This is a genomic window from Coriobacteriia bacterium, assembly GCA_013336165.1.
Classification (GTDB): domain Bacteria; phylum Actinomycetota; class Coriobacteriia; order Anaerosomatales; family JAAXUF01; genus JAAXUF01.
Genome location: JAAXUF010000004.1, coordinates 127,492 through 144,552, shown reverse-complemented (window position 1 = coordinate 144,552; position 17,061 = coordinate 127,492). Strand labels below are relative to the sequence as shown.

The 17,061-nt window shown below is 62.8% G+C and carries 12 protein-coding genes; all 12 read left to right on the top strand.

The annotated features are described in order from the left end of the window. Nucleotides 1-59: 59 nt before the first annotated feature. The 12 genes from HGA39_04735 (at nucleotide 60) to hisC (ending at nucleotide 17,040) form a co-directional block, all read left to right on the top strand. Nucleotides 60-977, top strand: coding sequence for a branched-chain amino acid transaminase (locus tag HGA39_04735; protein ID NTW28652.1), 918 nt, complete (start codon nucleotides 60-62; stop codon nucleotides 975-977). Between the two features lie 16 nt (nucleotides 978-993). Beyond that, a complete protein-coding gene (locus HGA39_04730; protein NTW28651.1) occupies nucleotides 994-2,556 on the top strand; it encodes a citramalate synthase in 1,563 nt (520 codons plus the stop codon). Nucleotides 2,557-2,561: 5 nt separating this feature from the next. Continuing rightward, nucleotides 2,562-3,332 (top strand): fumarylacetoacetate hydrolase family protein, encoded by a 771-nt coding sequence (locus tag HGA39_04725; protein ID NTW28650.1) that lies wholly within the window; start codon nucleotides 2,562-2,564, stop codon nucleotides 3,330-3,332. A 105-nt stretch (nucleotides 3,333-3,437) separates the two neighbouring features. Then, on the top strand, nucleotides 3,438-4,697 hold the full coding sequence (locus HGA39_04720; protein NTW28649.1) for an MFS transporter: 1,260 nt from the start codon (nucleotides 3,438-3,440) through the stop codon (nucleotides 4,695-4,697). A gap of 499 nt (nucleotides 4,698-5,196) precedes the next feature. Then, nucleotides 5,197-6,912, top strand: a complete 1,716-nt coding sequence (locus tag HGA39_04715) for an FAD-dependent oxidoreductase (protein ID NTW28648.1) — start codon at nucleotides 5,197-5,199, stop codon at nucleotides 6,910-6,912. Between the two features lie 357 nt (nucleotides 6,913-7,269). After that, the gene (locus HGA39_04710; protein ID NTW28647.1) at nucleotides 7,270-8,670 is read left to right on the top strand and encodes a hypothetical protein; all 1,401 of its coding nucleotides are present in this window, start codon (nucleotides 7,270-7,272) and stop codon (nucleotides 8,668-8,670) included. A gap of 125 nt (nucleotides 8,671-8,795) precedes the next feature. Next, a complete protein-coding gene (locus HGA39_04705; protein NTW28646.1) occupies nucleotides 8,796-9,110 on the top strand; it encodes a TrpR-like protein YerC/YecD in 315 nt (104 codons plus the stop codon). Nucleotides 9,111-9,123: 13 nt separating this feature from the next. Beyond that, nucleotides 9,124-12,615 carry a DNA polymerase III subunit alpha gene (locus HGA39_04700; protein NTW28645.1) on the top strand — a complete coding sequence of 1,164 codons (3,492 nt, stop codon included), beginning with the start codon at nucleotides 9,124-9,126 and terminating at the stop codon, nucleotides 12,613-12,615. A 99-nt stretch (nucleotides 12,616-12,714) separates the two neighbouring features. Further along, nucleotides 12,715-13,902 carry an ATP phosphoribosyltransferase regulatory subunit gene (gene hisZ, locus HGA39_04695; GenBank protein ID NTW28644.1) on the top strand — a complete coding sequence of 396 codons (1,188 nt, stop codon included), beginning with the start codon at nucleotides 12,715-12,717 and terminating at the stop codon, nucleotides 13,900-13,902. After that, nucleotides 13,853-14,581 carry an ATP phosphoribosyltransferase gene (locus HGA39_04690; protein ID NTW28643.1) on the top strand — a complete coding sequence of 243 codons (729 nt, stop codon included), beginning with the start codon at nucleotides 13,853-13,855 and terminating at the stop codon, nucleotides 14,579-14,581. Before hisZ ends, HGA39_04690 begins: the two co-directional genes overlap by 50 nt. Continuing rightward, nucleotides 14,581-15,945 carry a histidinol dehydrogenase gene (gene hisD / locus HGA39_04685; GenBank protein NTW28642.1) on the top strand — a complete coding sequence of 455 codons (1,365 nt, stop codon included), beginning with the start codon at nucleotides 14,581-14,583 and terminating at the stop codon, nucleotides 15,943-15,945. The genes HGA39_04690 and hisD overlap by 1 nt, the downstream gene beginning before the upstream one ends. Continuing rightward, nucleotides 15,946-17,040, top strand: a complete 1,095-nt coding sequence (hisC, locus tag HGA39_04680) for a histidinol-phosphate transaminase (protein NTW28641.1) — start codon at nucleotides 15,946-15,948, stop codon at nucleotides 17,038-17,040. Nucleotides 17,041-17,061: the final 21 nt, after the last annotated feature.

Genomic DNA, 17,061 nt, shown 5'->3' with positions numbered 1-17,061 from the left:
TGTCGGTGCGTCGCGTTACACTGTTGGAATCCAGATAAGGCTCTAGAAGGGGACATACGATGGCTGAGGTGCAAAAGGTCGACAAGATTTGGATGGACGGCGAGTTGGTCGACTGGGACAAGGCTCAGATCCACGTACTCACCCACGGGCTTCACTACGGCTCGGGTGTCTTCGAAGGCATTCGCTGCTACTCCACCCCCGAGGGCTCGGCCGTCTTCCGCCTGACCGAGCACATGGAGCGTTTCGAGCGCAGTGCCAAGATGCTGTTCATGGACCTCGGCTACACGGTCGACGAGCTGGTGGAGGCCGTCAAGGAGACTATCCGCGTCAACAAGCTTCCCGAGTGCTACATCCGCCCGCTGGCGTTTCGCGGCTACGGAATCATGGGTGTGGATCCGATTCCCGCCCCTGTGCAGGTCATCATTGCCGTTTGGCCGTGGGGCGCCTACATGGGCGAGGCTGCTTTGGCCGAAGGCGTGGATGTGGGCGTGTCGTCGTGGCGCCAGCGCGGTATCAACTCGATGCCGCCCGCGATCAAGGCGACCGGCAACTACCTGAACAGTGCGTTCGCTCGCGTCGAGGCAAACCAGCACGGCTATGCCGAGGCGATCCTGCTCAATGAGGAGGGCAAGGTCACCGAAGGCACCGGCGAGAACCTCTTCATCGTTCGAGGCGGCGTCATCTCCACGCCGCCAGTCTCCGACGGCATCCTCGAAGGCATCACCCGCGACTCGGTCATGGCGATCGCCGACGATCTCGGCTATCCGGTGATCGAGGAGTCCCTCGTTCGCACGGACCTGTATACCGCCGAGGAGATGTTCATGACCGGCTCGGCAGCCGAGGTCGTGCCCGTGCGCTCGGTCGATCACCGCATCATCGGCCCTGCCGGTCCTCTCACGCTCGACCTGCAAGCGACGTTCTTCCGCGTGGTCCACGGCGAGGAGCCCGACTACGCCGAGTGGCTCGAGCACATCTAGGACCCCTGGAGGCCCTATGGTCACCCTATATGACACGACTCTGCGGGACGGCACGCAGCGTGAGGGCATGTCGCTGTCGGTCGAGGACAAGCTGCGCATCGTGACGCGCCTCGACGACCTCGGCGTACACTACGTCGAGGGCGGCTTCCCGTCGTCGAATCCCAAGGACGCCGAGTTCTTCGAGCGCGTCCGTGGTTTGCCGCTCAAAGGCGCGGTCGTCTCTGCATTCGGTTCGACGCGGCACAAGGACCTCACCGCCGAGACGGACCCGGGGCTCGCGGCCCTGCTCGACACGGGGTGTCAGGCGGTATGCGTCGTCGGCAAGGCGTGGGACATCCATGTGACTGAGGCGCTCGGCGCCACGCTCGAGGAGAATCTTGCGATGGTGCGCGACAGTGTCGCCTACCTCAAGGCCGCCAACCGGACCGTCTTCCTCGACGCCGAGCACTTCTTCGACGGCTATCTCGCCAATCCCGAATACGCGGTCGCGGTATGCGCGACAGCGGCGGAGGCCGGGGCGGATGCGATCGTGCTCTGCGACACCAATGGCGGCGTCCTGCCGCAGGATGTCGCGCGCATCATCGCCGAGGTGGCCCCGAGCGTAGGCGCCCCGCTCGGCATGCATGCGCACAATGACGCCGGCTGCGCGGTAGCGAACTCTCTCCTTGCGGTTGCAGCAGGTTGTACACACGTGCAGGGGACCGTCAACGGCTACGGCGAGCGCGCCGGCAACGCCGACCTCATGGCGATCATTCCGGCGCTCGCTCTGAAGATGGGACTCGCGGTGGTGACGAGCGAGCAGATGAGCCTGCTCACGGAGGTCTCCCACTTTGTGGCTGAGACCGCGAACCTTGCGCCTGACCCGCATCAGCCCTACGTGGGAACAAGTGCGTTTGCGCACAAGGGCGGTCTGCACGCGAGCGCCACAGGCAAGCTCGCCGGCGCCTACGAGCACATCGACCCGGCTGAGGTGGGCAACGGAGCTCGCGTCATCGTGAGCGAGCTCGCGGGCCGCGCGTCGCTGACGCTCAAGGCCGCCGAACTCGGCATCGACCTGTCCGGCGACCAAGAGCAGGTCTCGGCTGCACTCGACGCGATCAAGGAACTTGAGTACCGCGGCTACTCCTTCGAGGCTGCCGACGGCTCGCTTGCTGTGATGCTCAAGAAGCGCCTCGGCACGTACGAACCCGCGTTTCGCCTAGAGTCGTTCCGCGTCATCGCCGAGAAACGCGAAGACGGACGTGTCGCGACCGAGGCTACCATCAAGGTCCATGTGGGCGGACATCGCTTCATCGCCACCGCCGAGGGCAACGGCCCCGTCAACGCTCTCGACAAGGCGCTGCGCACGGCTATCGGGCGCTTCTACCCGCGGCTTGCCGAGTTCCAGCTCGAGGACTACAAGGTTCGTGTGCTCAACGAGAATAAGGGCACCGCCGCGGTAACGCGCGTTCTGGTAGAGACGAGCGACCACGAGCAGAGTTGGGGTACTGTCGGCGTCTCCGAGAACATCATCGAGGCCTCGTGGGAGGCGCTCGTGGACTCGATCGAGTATGGGCTTGGTATGCGGAACGGGGACTGACAAACATGGGGAGTGTCCAGCGTATCGTGCGCCTCCTTCACCAAGGAGACGCGCGCTACGGCCTCCTTGAGGGCGACACCGTCACCCTGATCGATGACGACCCGTTCGCGTCATGGGAGCCCGACGGATCGCTGCCGCTCGAACGCGCCCATCTCCTGTGTCCTGTCATACCCACCAAGGTGGTTTGCGTCGGGCTGAACTACCGCAAGCATATCGCCGAGATGGGACATGCGACCCCCACCGAGCCGGTCATCTTCCTCAAGCCATCCACCTCGGTCATCGGCCCCGGTGATCCGATCCCGCTACCGCCCGGCGTCGGCCGCGTCGACTACGAAGCCGAACTGGGCATCGTCATCGGCAGACGGACTCACCGGGCCACTCCCGCACAGGCCGCCGAGAACATCCTCGGCCTCACCTGCGGAAACGATGTGACCGCTCGCGATGTGCAGAAGGTTGACGGCCAGTGGACCCGCGCAAAGGGGTTTGACGGCTTCTGCCCGCTGGGGCCGTGGGTCGCCACGGGTGTCGATCCGTCGGACCTGCTGCTCGAGTGCTATGTGAACGGCGTGCTGCGCCAGCAGGTTCGCACGAGCGACATGCTGTTTCCCCCTTACGAGTTGGTAAGCTTCATCAGCCAGGTCATGACGCTGGTGCCGGGAGACGTGGTGCTGACCGGCACGCCGGGCGGTATCGGCCCGCTCAGCGACGGCGACTCGGTCGAGGTGCGGATCGAAGGCGTCGGATCGCTAGTGAACCCGGTGCGCTCGGCAGGGTAGAGTTAGGCTCACCGGTTCCCGAGTCTGGTATCGTATGGAATAACCGCCGGATCGCATAATTCCGCGTATGGCGGATCTGTTCAGTTCAGTTCTCGGGGATCACCTTTGCTCAGCGATCGCAACATAGCTCTCGTCGTACTCGCGCGTTTCGTCTCGCGCGTGGGTGGCAGTGCCGCGTTCTTCGTCGGGGTCTGGGGGATGGCGGCGTACACGTTCCACCAGCCCGCGAGTACGCTCGCGTGGATGATGGCAGGCATGAGCCTGTCGGAAATCGCGGGTTCGATGGTTGCCGGGGTGTTCATCGACCGGCTCGGCCCGCGCAAAGTCCTCATTGTCGCCGAGATGCTGACACTGCCGGTTGCGGTGACGCTGATGTTCGTGCAGAGCTTCGCGGTATTCGTGCCGCTGGCGTGGCTGTTCGGGTTCGTCGGCGCGCCGACGTTTACCGCAGGCGCATCTTTCGCACCGTACTTAAGCTCCGACAACGAGCGGCTGCAGAAGATCAACGCCACGGTCGAGGGTGCAGGTTCGCTCGCGTTCATAATCGGCCCTGCCCTTGGCGCGTTGGTGGTGCAGGCTTGGGGCGCCCCGTCGGTATTCGGGCTTATGGCCGCCGCGTCGGCGATTGCAGCGATTGCGGCGTGGTTTGTCGTGATCGAGGTTCCTGTGCGCCGACGCGAGTCGGGGCATCATCCGTTTCGCGAGTTCACGAACGGGCTGCGCGTCAGTTACTCAGTACCGGCACTTCGCTACACGATTCTGACCGGGTCGCTGGTGTGGTTCGGTTTCGGCGCATTCGGTGCGCTTGAGCCGCTCTTCTATCGTGACGTTCTCAACGTCGGGGTGCAGTGGATCGGCTGGATGAATACGATGTTCGGCCTCGGGCTGGTCTGCGGGGCGGTACTGCTCTCACGTTTGCCCAAGCGCATGATCTCGGCGCCGGGTCTGGGCGTCATGGCAGCGCTGGCCGGCCTTGGTGCGATCGCATACGTGGGCTCAACCAACTTGTGGGTGGTTGCATTCGGATCGGTTGTCTGGGGCGTTGTCATCGGCGCGACAGAACCGCTGTTGCGTACCCTACTGCACCTGAATTCTCCTCACGAGTACGTGGGCCGCGTGGTGGGCACGGCGCAGTACCACAAGAACGCTGGCGAGCTCCTGCCGCTTGCTGTCGCACCGACACTCGCGCTCGCCTTTGGCGTCCAAGCCACACTGATCGCCGGCGGGGTGCTGGTCGCGATCATCGCGCTGGCGACGCTGCCGATTGCATTCTCCGTGGACCGCCGAGGACTGCGTGCGGTTCGCGTTTTGCCCACAGCTCCGGAAGACGAAGTGATCGCGCGCTTGGGCGACAAGGGCGTATGACCGGGCTCCCACGGAACTGCCTCGTCGCTTGGTAGGCTGTATGACCTCAGCGCAGCTCATTGCTTGTGGTCGCGTTGGATGTGATTCTTCGCGCGTCTCAGCTTACCCTTGCCGTGCGAATTCAAGGTCCGCCGACCATTTGGCGATGGTTTGGATCCTGACAGCGCACCCGTCGCCCGAACTACGGCGCACCTCGTCACTTGGCGTGAACGGCTGTGCAGACGACATATAGGTGAGTGGTCTCGGTGTTCCAATATGCCTCTGAGCAGAGGCGATACTGCGTTCCACAGTATGGTCATCGCTCGCGTCAAACGAAGAATACTCAATCCCTAGCGATAGTCAGATTTCAGCGACGACTAGTATCGTTCGTCCCGTTGACTCCCACTTTCGGTCGGTAACGTGGAGACATGTCAGGGGGTGGTATCGGCCGTCTTGACTGGCCAACTGAGGCAAGAGATGGGTTGTGACAATGCATTCAGGACTAGAGAGGAGAACGGAAATGAATTCATCTGAGAGAGATCGGGAACAACCGGGCAGGCTTTCGAGGCGCGACTTCTTAATGGGCACGGCTATCGCCGGCGTCGCGGCCGTTGGAACCACGGTTCTTGCTGGCTGCGGCGCCTCAGCGGCCAGTAGCCAGACAAAGGTCACAACCACTGACCCGATTTCCCCAGTAGGTGCTCCAGCGAATTGGACCCAAGAGGCCGATATTGTCGTAGTGGGGTCAGGCGGCGGAGGCCTAGCAGCAGCCCTCAAGGCCACCGAGCTTGGGAACTCCGTCCTTGTGCTTGAAAAAGGGACGTATATCGGCGGCTCGACTATTGAGGCCTCAGTATGCTACGCCTTTGGAACTCGCTACACGGATGCAATCAAGTTTGGCGTACCTTCCTATCCGCAGGACTGGGATGCCTTGGTCGAGTATTTCATGACTTCATGCGATTACACGATTGACCCAGTCATGTTCAAGCGGCTCTGCATGAAAGGAGCCGAGACAATCAACTGGCTTGGCGACTTCGGCGTCCCGTGGGCACTGGACATTAAAGGGTGGGGGCCAACTGGGCATATATGGAAAGGCGCTCTCGACGGAGGGAACGAGGTCCGTGGCGTGAAGCCGCTCGTCGACTTCATGTACGACCTAGCAATAAAGAAGGGCGTCAAGTTCCTCATGTCAACGACCGTCACGGCACTCGTAACGGATGGAGACCGCGTTGTTGGCATCAAGGCGGAGGATAGGACCGGCAATGTGGTCCACATGCACGGCAAGAAGGCCGTAATTCTCGCGGCGGGTGGTTTTGCTTTCAACAGAGACATGCTCAAGAAATACTGTCCCGAGGCGTATGACTCCTGCGCTTGCGCGACGGTTTCGCCGTGTGACACGGGGGAGTGCTCACGTATGGCGCTCGGCTTGGGCGCGGAGATGGTCGGCATGAGTTCCGTTACGGCCTTTGAAGGCGGCATCGATGCTATCCATGACGGCGGTGAGTGGTTTCGCTATCTATACGATGGGTCCACCCAACTCGCACGGCAGCCATGGTTGTCCATTAACCACACCGGGGAGAGATACCCGTACTTGACTTCAGTTGGAAATCCCTACCATCTCGTGGCGGGTGGTATTCAGACCACAATTCAGCCGGGCCGCCGAGGGTATGTGATCTTTGACGACAACTATGAAGAGTACGTTGCGGCGACGGACCAGATTCTTTGTCGCACGCCCATCAGGCCTGACATGCCCAACCAAGACCGTTGGCCCGAAGGACTACCCAACGACTGGCGTGTGGGCGCGAAGGCGGCAATCAAGGACGGCACCATCAAGAGCGCTGACACGTTGGAGGCCCTTGCGGCTGCGCTGGAGCTTGACACAGATGTGGTCGTCAAGGCGGTAGGGGATTGGAATGCGCTCTGCAAGGCTGGTGCCGACGATAGGAGCTACATGCCTGCACAGCCGAATTGGCTGCATCCTGTCGAGAAGGCTCCGTTCTATGGGATTCGGATGGGCAGCACGCTGTTCAGTACGGACACGGGTCTTGCCGTGACGCCAGACATGCAAGTCATCCGCAAGGATGGTCTCCCCATTCCGGGGCTATATGCTGCATATCACACCGCAGGCGGTGGATCGGGCCAAAACAGATGGGGCGGGGGTCCCCTCGCCTGCGTGAACTACGCCATGGCTGGCGGTTACATGGCAGCCGAGGGCGTGGCGAAACAAGAGGCGTAGCCTTGCGCTAGGTGGGTTCCGTCAGCGTCAGGATCGTAGCTGTCTAGTTCAGGAGGAAGACAAGCCATGTAGGTGGTCGGGGCGGTGCCCCGACCACCTCGTTGATGCGGGCGGCCTTGATGCCGTGTGGGCACCGCAGTGTTCGGCTCCTCGGGGGGACTCGGCGGGATGCTCGCTGTACTCTGAAAAGTGTGCCGCAACGCTTGGTTTTCGGGCTGCAGCAGAGATGAAGGAGGACGCTAGCCGGGATCCCCGTGCGAGACTATGATCTGTATCGAGGCGGGATTCAACTGGAGCACAGTGTCCATCGAGAGGATTGGGATGCGAGCTGACTCGGCTACTGCGCCCAAGAGGCGAATGCTACCTGTGTGGTACTTCGGTCTAGGGTTCTGGTGGGTATGGATGACGTGGTTCTTCGACCCAAACCCCCTGGTGCCCGTGCCTTATGAATTGGGCACCGCGCGCATTGCCGTCATGGTCGGGTTCGCATTGACTAGTCTTGGCGTTGCGCTTCTCGGAGGGCGCTTGGCTCCGCTCTACAGGCGGCGCCATGTGTTGGGTGCGGCACTCTGTCTTGGTTCGGTCGGCACGATGCTGGCTAGCTTCTCGGCACTCGGAATCTCCGATTTGCAGTGGATCTACTACGTGGGCCTACTTGCGATCGGACTGGCGCTTGGCCCCCTCTATCTCGTGTGGATGGAGTTCCTTGGGACAGGGGGCGTGCGGCTGACAGGCATTGTGGTTTCGTGCTCGGCGGTTCTTGGGGCGGCACTCTACCTTGTTTTCGCGCTGGTTGCCCGTCTCAACGTGGCCGCGGCTGTTGTGCTGATGGCGACCATGCCTTGGCTATCATGCATGTCGTTGCAATTGAGTTGGAAGAACGCCGACTCGCCAATGCGTTTCAAGGCCTCGGCAAGACAGGTGTCGGTCAGGCCAACCATAGTCGAAGGTGCCGGGTTACTGTACGGACTGGCGACCGGGCTGATGCTGAGCATGATCATCCCCGGCTCGGCCGGTCTTGAGCTACTTGTGCTGTCGGGCCACTCGCAGGCGCTGGCGCTTGGCTCGGTTGGACTGTTCATGCTGATAAGGTTTCGTCCGTCCTCGCGAGAAACCGATCCAGGCCGTCTGTATCGTCCAGTGCTTCCTCTGTTTGTTGTCGGCTTCTTGCTGCTGCCTGTCATGGGGGCCAGCCGCCTAGACGTGGCAGGCGCTATCATAGGCGCCGGGTTCATTTTGTTCTACTTGCTGTCCAGCATCATGTTCGTGGAGATCGCTAGCCGCCTCGAGGCATCTGCGCTGAGAGTTGCTGGCTGGGGAAACGCCGCGACTGCTTTTGGAATGGCTATGGGCGTGGCTATTCATTACGTCGTTGTGGGCACGGCATTCCTCTGGGTTTCACAAGCGGTGGCCATCGTCCTAGTGGGCGTCAACTCGTTCGCCCTCACGGAGCGCAGCATATCGAGTTTGGGTGGCCTTCTCCTACCCCTGCCTGCGAGACCCGACACATGTTTCAAAGCGATAGGAGAGAAGTACAGTCTCACTCCACGCGAGCAAGAGGTCCTGGCCCTGCTCGCGAAAGGCAGGAATGCGGAGTATGTCCAGAAGGCACTGGTTATCTCAGTCTTCACTGCCCAGACCCATATCCGCCATGTGTACAAGAAACTCGGCGTGCATTCACAGCAGAAGCTCATTGACCTGGTGGAGGAATTCGACAGCCCGGTTGGTCTCGCTTCTGTGGACGACAAGGGCGTGTGACCCGCTCGTCGAGCCGCCTTCGCCGCTGGCTCTCGCCCAAGCCCATCATGTCGTCCCCGCGTGGTATTCTGATCACGATATCTTGTGGTTTTAAAGCCAGCGTTCTTTCGGGGAGTCTTGAAGCCATGTCAGACGATCGCGTTCGCACGTCCGAGGTCGATGAACTGCTCCAGGCACTTCTGGCTCTCGAGGACCCCGATGAAGCATATGCTCTGCTGGTCGACCTATGCACGATCCGCGAAATCCATGACATGGCGCAACGGTTGCACGTTGCGCGCATGCTTTCGGTAGGGGAGCACTACTCGGCGATTCAGACCGAGACCGGCGCTTCGGCGACCACTATTTCACGCGTGAGCAAGGCGCTGAACTACGGCGCCGACGGCTACACACGCATCCTCGGCAGGCTGTCTGAGGCCGCAGAATCCGGCACGAACGAGTAGCGAGGCTCATTTCTTGTCTTTTGTACACCTGCATACACACAGCGAATACTCACTGCTCGACGGTGCGGCGCGCGTCAAGGCGCTCGTCAAGCAGGCGGTCGAGTTTCAGATGCCTGCGCTTGCCATCACGGACCATGGATATATGTACGGTGCCGTCGACTTCTACAAGTCCGCTAGGGCGGTCGGCGTCAAGCCGATCATCGGTTGCGAAGTGTACTTCACGCCCAATTCGCGCACGAAGCGCGACGGCAAGCCGGAGCTCTACCACCTGCTGCTGCTCGCCAAGAACAACGAGGGGTACCGCAATCTCATGGCGCTCGTGTCCGACGCCGCAGTCAACGGGTTTTACTATAAGCCTCAGGTTGACCTAGAGCTTCTTCAGCGCTACAGCAGTGGGCTGATCGGCACCTCGGCGTGCATGAGCGGCATCATCTCGAAATCGATCGAACGCAACCAGCCCGAACTTGCGCGGCAGTGGGCCGAGACATACGCTGCGACCTTTGCGCCCGGGGACTTCTATGTTGAGCTGCAGGAGCAGGGCATCGTCACCGATGCGGGCGTGTCGCAGAAGCAACTCAACCGTGAGCTTTCTTCTCTCGCGCGCGAGATGGGTCTGCCGACGGTGGCCACCAATGACGTTCACTACCTTACGCGTGAGGATGCGCGCACGCAGGACCTCTTGCTGTGCATCGGTACCGGCTCGACAGTCGATCAGCCCGGCCGGATGAAGTTCTCCTGTGACGAGTTCTACATGAAGTCGCACGCGGAGATGAGAAGCGCCGTCGGCGAGTACGAAGAGGCGCTTTCCAATACCCTCGCCATCGCCGAGAAATGCGATGTGGAGATTGAGACCGGCAAGATCATCCTTCCGGTGTTCAAAGTCCCCGAAGGGATGACTGAAAACGAGTATCTCCGCGAAGCGTGCATCGCGGGGCTCAAGGAACGCTACGGCGACCCTGTGCCGGAGGAAGTCATCGGGCGCCTCGATTATGAGCTTTCGATCGTCGTCCCCAAGGGCATCTCGGCGTACTTCCTGATCGTCCAGGACTTCACGACCTGGGCCAAGAAGCAGGGTATCGGCGTGGGTCCGGGCCGAGGTTCAGCGGCCGGCTCGATCATCTCCTACGCACTGGGGATCACCAACCTCGACCCGATCGCCAACGGTTTGCTCTTCGAGCGGTTCTTAAACCCCGAGCGAACGGAAATGCCCGATATCGACATGGACTTCGACGACGAACGCCGCGGCGAAGTCATCGACTACGTGCGCGATAAGTACGGCGCCGACAAGGTCGCGCAGATCATCACGTTCGGCACCATGAAGGCGCGCGCAGCGGTTCGCGACGCCGGGCGGGTTCTGGGCTATCCGTATGGTGTGCCGGACAAGGTCTCGAAGATGATCCTTGAGGAACTCGGCGCAACCATCGATATGTCGTTAGAGCAAAACGCCGAGTTCAAGGCCGACTACAAGTCCAATCCCGACACCGCGCGGATTGTGGATGCCGCGCGCTCTCTCGAAGGCATCGTGCGCGGGGAAGGCGTTCACGCCGCCGGCGTCGTCATCTGCCGGGACCCGCTGCACTACTACGTACCGGTCAAGTACGACACCAAGGGTGGCGCGGTCATCACGCAGTACGACGGCCCGACCGTTGCGGACATGGGCCTGCTTAAGATGGACTTCCTTGGCCTGCGGACGCTGACGGTCATCGCGAATGCCGTGCGCAATGTTCTGGCGAATCACGGCGTGGTCCTGGTGCCGGACGAGCTGCCGCTCGATGATCCTGAGACGTTCAAGCTGCTCCAGAACGCTGATACGGTAGGCGTGTTCCAGGTCGAGTCGCCGGGCATGCGGCAGCTGTTGAAGGATCTCAAGCCCACCACGTTCGGCGACATTGTCGCGGTACTGGCGCTCTACCGTCCGGGCCCGTTGGGCAGCGGAATGGTCAAGGACTTCGTCGACCGCAAGCACGGGCGCAAGCAGGTCACTTACTACGACGACCGCCTCAAGTCGATCCTGGAAGAGACCTACGGCACCGTGGTCTATCAGGAGCAGGTCATGCGGATCTCGATGATGATGTCGGGCTTCTCGGCGGCGAAAGCCGACAAACTGCGCAAGGCGATGGGCAAGAAGGACAAGAACGTCCTCGCGCTTCTCAAGAACGACTGGATCGGTGGCGCCAAGGACAGCGGGTACGACCCCAAACTCGCCGAGCGCATGTGGACAGACATCGAGAAGTTCGCCGAGTACGCATTCAACAAGAGCCACTCGGCGGCATACGGCGTCATCACGATGCAGACTGCGTACCTGAAGGCGCATTATCCGCTCGAGTACATGGCGGCGGTGCTCTCCAGCTACACCGGCAAGACCGACCAGATCGTGCGCTATGTCGCCGAGTGTAACCGGGCCGGCATGACGGTGCTGCCGCCGGACGTGAACTCGTCAGGGCGCAGTTTCACGGCGGTGTCCGGCGAGGGTATTCGTTTCGGGCTCGCCGGAATCCGCGGAGTGGGCGAGGGCGTGGTCGACACCATCGTGACCGCGCGTGACGAGGGCGGCCGTTTCGCGTCGCTGCAGGATTTTTGCGCGCGCGTCGATATGCGGCAGGCGAACAAGAAGACGATCGAGTCACTGGTCAAGGCGGGCGCGTTCGACTCGACGGGATATACGCGAAAGCACCTCCTGTCGATGATGGACAGCTGCGTGGACTCGGCGATCAAGCGCGCTAAGGACGTCGACTCGGGCCAGGTCTCGATGTTCGATTTCTTCGCCGCCGAGGACCACGGGCTTGCCGATTCTACCCCGCCGCCCAACGGCGACGAATGGGAGAAGCGAATGAAGCTCGCCTTCGAGAAAGAGATGCTGGGCATCTACGTCTCGGACCATCCACTCAAGGGGATCGCTGAGGCGATCCGCCGCGCGGCGGACTACTCGCTCGGGGCTATCGACGAGGTCAAGGACGGCACGGTGGGATGGTTCGCGGGTCTGCTCGCGAGCGTGGATCGCAAGCCGACCAAGAAGGGCGCGATGATGGCGATCGCGCGCCTCGAGGATCTGGACGGCAACATCGAGGCCGTCTTGTTCCCGCAGATCTACGAGCGCTGCCGAGACATCATGACCGAGGACCGCGTTGTGCGCATGCGTGCGAAACTGGAAGACTCGGACCGGGGGCGCAAGCTCATCGTCTCCGAGGTCCAAGAGTTCGACGACGGGGATTTCCAGGCTCCTCCTGGCCGTCTGGTCATCACAACCGATGCAGGCGCGCTCTCTAACGGGCGTGCCGAGAAGCTCAAAACAATCCTGTCGCACTTTCCGGGGCGCGATGTCGTGGCGTTGCTCGTGCGCGAAGAGGCGAGTGACCGGACCATGGAAGCACTCATGCCGCAGACCGTCGACAGGGCCGCCAGTGGATTGTGGGCCGAGTTGACAGAGATTTTCGGGCCGGACGCGGTATCGGATCCTTCCGTGGGGCAGGAACCTGAAGGCCGTCGGCGATGGGCGGCACGTTGACCGATTGGCGGCGATCCTTTACGCTGCTATAGCACTCTACTGTGATAAAGAGAAAGTGAGCGCACGATGCGCCCTGTTACCCCGCGAGGTTTCCGTGACGTGCTACCAGCCGAAGCCGAAGAGCGCGAAGTTGTATCGCGCCGCATAGCCGATGTGTTCTCGGCATGGGGCTTCGGGCTGGTGGAGACGCCGGTGGTCGAGGACCTCGCGGCGCTCGAAGCCGCTGCCGGTTCGCTCCAAGGCACGGCGTTCCGGCTGATCGACCTCGATGGGCGGCTGCTCGCGCTGCGTCCCGACATGACGGTGCCGATCGCGCGCCTGTCGGCTTCGCGGCTGGCCGACCAGCCGGGTCCGCACCGCTTCCGCTATGCCGCCGAGGTCTTCCGCGAGCAAGAGTCGCTCCGCGGCCAAGCTCGGCAGTTCACGCAGGCAGGCATTGAGCTCGTGGGCGAGGGCGGCGCTGCCGCCGACGCCGAGGTCGTCGCGGTGCTGGTCGAGGCGCTTGAAGCCGCGCGCATCCCGGAATTCACGGTCGCCGTGGGCACCGTCGCGGTCCTGCACGCGCTTCTAGCCGCAGCCGATGGCGGGCCGGACTGGAGTCGCGCTGTGCTTGCGGCGGCGCACGAACGCGACCTCGTCGCTCTCGATCGTCTTGCGCGCGAAGCGACGTCCCCGCAGGTGGTCTCGGCGCTGTCGACGGTTCCTCGCCTGCGTGGTGGACGCGAGGCGATCGAGGCGTGCAGGAACGCGACTACGGGACTGGGCTGCGAAAGCGTTCTCAACGAGCTTGCCGCGACGTGGGACCTTCTCGATGCGGCCGGCGTGACGAGGCGTGTGGTCATCGACTTCTCGGTGATGCGTTCTTTCGACTACTACACCGGGCTTGTCGTGGAGGCATACGCGCGCGGTGTCGGGCTTCCGCTCGGTGGGGGCGGCCGCTACGACGGCGTGCTGGCAGCATACGGCGCGCCCACTCCGGCGGCCGGATTCGCGCTGGGACTTGAGCGCATCATGATCGCGCTCGTGGAGCAGGGCCAGCGCGTGGACGTGCGTGGGCTCGACGCGCTCGTGGGAGGCGACCCCGCGCTGGCGCTTCCGACGGCGCGCAAGCTGCGTCGGTTGGGGAAGCGGGTCGCGCTTTCGGCGGCTCTCGGCGAAGAACTGGTTGCGGAGGCGATACGCTTCGGCGCGCGCGAAGCGATGCTGGCGCAGCCGGGCGGCAGATTCTGCACGCTGGATGCGGCGGGCAAGCCGATTCTGCGCTTTGAGGAAGAAGGGGGGCGCTAAGATGGCAAACGGATGCGACATATGTGCGATGCGTCCCTTACGCATCGCGGTCCCCAAGGGCGCGCTATTCGCCGAAAGCGTGGCGGCGCTCGCTGCCGCGGGGCTGGACACGGCCGGGCTTGCCGAGCCGGGCCGCTCTCTCATCGTGCGCACGCCCGACGCCGAGTACGTGATCGCGCGCCCCACGGACATTCCCGTCTACATCGCCTACGGCGGTGCCGATTGCGCGATCGCCGGCAAGGACGTGCTCGTTGAGGCCGGCCTCGACGCAGTCGAGCTCGTCGACCTCGGTTTCGGAGGCTGCCGCTTCATCGTCGCCGAGCCCGAGGACGCAGCCGCAACCGTTGCCGAGCGGGTGCGCCACCTCGGCGTAGTGCGCGTAGCCACCAAGTATCCCAACATCACGCAGGCGTACTTCGACGCCCAGGGCGTGCAGGTCGAGATCGTGAAGCTGCACGGCAACATCGAGCTCGCGCCGCTCATCGGCCTTGCCGATCAGATCGTCGACATCACCGCGACCGGAACCACGTTGCGCGAGAACCGGTTGCGCATCGTGGGCGAGGTACTCGAGTCCACGGCGCGCTTCGTGGGCAATCCGGCGGCGGTTCGTACGGATCCGCGCGTGTACGTTCTCGCGGATGCGCTTGCGTCCGCTCTCGAAGGAAGGGCCCAGTCATGATGCGCAAGATCATCCTCAGGCGCGGTCAAAGCCTGACAGACGCCAACCTCGCGCGAAGTGGCGGCGTCGATGCAGAAGTCCTCGGCGTGGCGGCACGCATCGTTGACGACGTGAAGGCGCGAGGTGACGTCGCGCTTTCCGAGTACACAGCCACGTTCGACAAGGCCGACATCAAGACGTTCCTCGTCACCGCCGAGGAAATCGAGGCGGCGCTGTCCGCCGTCGAACCGGCGTTTCTTGAGGCGATTGCGCTCGCGGCCGACTCGATCGAGGACTTCCACCGCCGACAGATCCCGCAGTCTTGGTTCACCGCGCAGGAAGGCGGCGTGTTCCTCGGCCAGAAGGTGACACCGCTTGCGCGCGTAGGCATCTACGTGCCGGGTGGGCGTGCGAAGTACCCCTCCAGCGTGCTGATGACCGCGATCCCGGCGATGGTCGCGGGTGTTGGTGAGATCGCGATGGTCGTGCCGCCTGCGGCAGACGGAAGTGTGAACCCGTACACGCTGGCCGCCGCTGCGAGGGCCGGCGTCGACGAGATCTACAAGGTCGGTGGCGCGCAGGCTGTCGCCGCGCTTGCGTACGGCACCGCGCAGATACCGCGCGTCGACAAGATCGTCGGCCCCGGCAACGCATATGTGACCGCCGCGAAGAAGCTCGTGATGGGTGACGTGGGTATCGACATGCTTGCAGGCCCCTCGGAAGTCCTCATCCTCGCCGATGAGACCGCCGAGCCGCTGTTCGTGGCTATCGATCTCATGGCGCAGGCCGAGCACGACCCGCGCGCGGCGACCTACCTCGTCACGACCGATCCCGAGTTGCCGGAACTCGTCGAGGATGCGCTCAAGGCGCTGCTTGCCGAGTCCCCGCGCGGCGAGATCACCGCGCGCTCGCTTGCCGATAACGGCCTTATCGTCGTGTGCCCCGATGTCGCCGCCGCGCTCGAGGTATCGGACTTCATCGCGCCTGAGCACCTTGAGGTGCAGATGGCCGACCCGTTCGAGCTGCTCGGCGGCATCCACAACGCGGGCGCGATCTTCCTCGGACCCTGGACGCCCGAAAGCGTGGGCGATTACGTCGCCGGACCCAACCACGTTCTGCCCACCGGCGGCACGGCACGTTTCTCAAGCCCGCTGTCGGTTGACGACTTCGTGAAGAAGTCGAGCGTTCTGTCGTACAGCTTTGACGCGCTTGAGGCCGATGCCGAGACAGTGCTCGAGATCGCTGGCAAGGAAGGCCTCTGGGCGCACGCCCGTGCGGTTTCGCTTCGCCTCGAGGCGGTGGCCGAGATGGCCGGAGACGAGCACGACGCGTACGAAGAGGAACTCGACGAACTGACCGACCTGGAAGAGGAAGGTGGCTCATAGATGTCGCCTATCCGTCCGTCTCGGCCGGAGCTTGAAGCTCTGACACCCTACGACGCTAAGGAGCTCAAGGCCGAGGTCATTCTCGCGAGCAACGAGAATCCCTCGAACCTGCCTAAGGCGATCCTCACGAAGCTGGCAAAGCGGCTGCCGGAATTCCCGTTCAACCGCTACCCTGACCCGACCGCCCATGAACTGCGCGCCCTCATCGCCGAGGCCAACGGCTTGGACTCCGAGAACGTCCTTATCGGCAACGGGGGAGACGAGCTGATCTTCAACCTGCTGCTGGCATGGGGCGGGGCTGGGCGCAAGCTGCTCGACATGCCGCCGACGTTTTCGATGTACGGCATCGATGCGCAGGTGACAGGCACTCAGGTCGAATGCATCCCCCGGCTTGCGGACTTCTCCGTCGACCAGCAGGCGGTGCTTGAGCGGGTCGCCGAGGGTGACATAGACCTTGTCTTCCTCGCCAACCCGAACAACCCAACCGGCGGCCTGACCGACGAGTCGTTCCTAATCGAGCTTCTGAATTCGACCGACGCGATCGTGCTGGTCGACGAGGCGTACTTCGAGTTCTCCCGTGTCACCATGCGACCACACATGGCGCGCCATGACAACCTGGTCATCTTGCGCACGTTTTCGAAGGCCTTCTCGATGGCCGGACTTCGCCTTGGGTACCTTCTGGCCAGTCCCGAAGTCATTCAGGAGCTCCTGAAGGTGCGCCAACCGTACTCGGTCGACTCGTTCTCGCAGATGGTGGCCACCACGGTCTATCGCGAGCGGATGATCTTCGAGCAGGACATTCACGACCTCGTGCGTGGCCGCAAGGCACTCATCAAGGGCCTCTCGGCGATGGGCGGGGTTGAGGTCTTTCCCAGCCAAGCCAACTTCGTCCTCTTCCGCGTCGAGCATGCGGGCGCCTTGTGGCGTGATCTGTTGCACAATCACTCGGTACTGGTGCGCGACTTCTCGCGCGCGGAGGGACTTGAGGACTGTCTGCGCGTGACATCGGGCAGCGATGCCGAGAACCGCGCGTTCCTCGCGGCGATGGAGGACTGCCTAGCGCACCGGAAGAACGGCACAAACGGCGGCGCATGATGAGCGGAGAGGACGGCACCA

What these genes read in the sequence shown, in the direction of transcription:
- HGA39_04735 (NTW28652.1), top strand. Translation starts at nt 60, where the DNA reads ATGGCTGAGGTGCAAAAGGTCGACAAGATTTGGATGGACGGCGAGTTG.
- HGA39_04730 (NTW28651.1), top strand. Translation starts at nt 994, where the DNA reads ATGGTCACCCTATATGACACGACTCTGCGGGACGGCACGCAGCGTGAG.
- HGA39_04725 (NTW28650.1), top strand. Translation starts at nt 2,562, where the DNA reads ATGGGGAGTGTCCAGCGTATCGTGCGCCTCCTTCACCAAGGAGACGCG.
- HGA39_04715 (NTW28648.1), top strand. Translation starts at nt 5,197, where the DNA reads ATGAATTCATCTGAGAGAGATCGGGAACAACCGGGCAGGCTTTCGAGG.
- HGA39_04710 (NTW28647.1), top strand. Translation starts at nt 7,270, where the DNA reads ATGCTACCTGTGTGGTACTTCGGTCTAGGGTTCTGGTGGGTATGGATG.
- HGA39_04705 (NTW28646.1), top strand. Translation starts at nt 8,796, where the DNA reads ATGTCAGACGATCGCGTTCGCACGTCCGAGGTCGATGAACTGCTCCAG.
- HGA39_04690 (NTW28643.1), top strand. Translation starts at nt 13,853, where the DNA reads ATGCGGCGGGCAAGCCGATTCTGCGCTTTGAGGAAGAAGGGGGGCGCT.
- hisD (NTW28642.1), top strand. Translation starts at nt 14,581, where the DNA reads ATGCGCAAGATCATCCTCAGGCGCGGTCAAAGCCTGACAGACGCCAAC.
- hisC (NTW28641.1), top strand. Translation starts at nt 15,946, where the DNA reads ATGTCGCCTATCCGTCCGTCTCGGCCGGAGCTTGAAGCTCTGACACCC.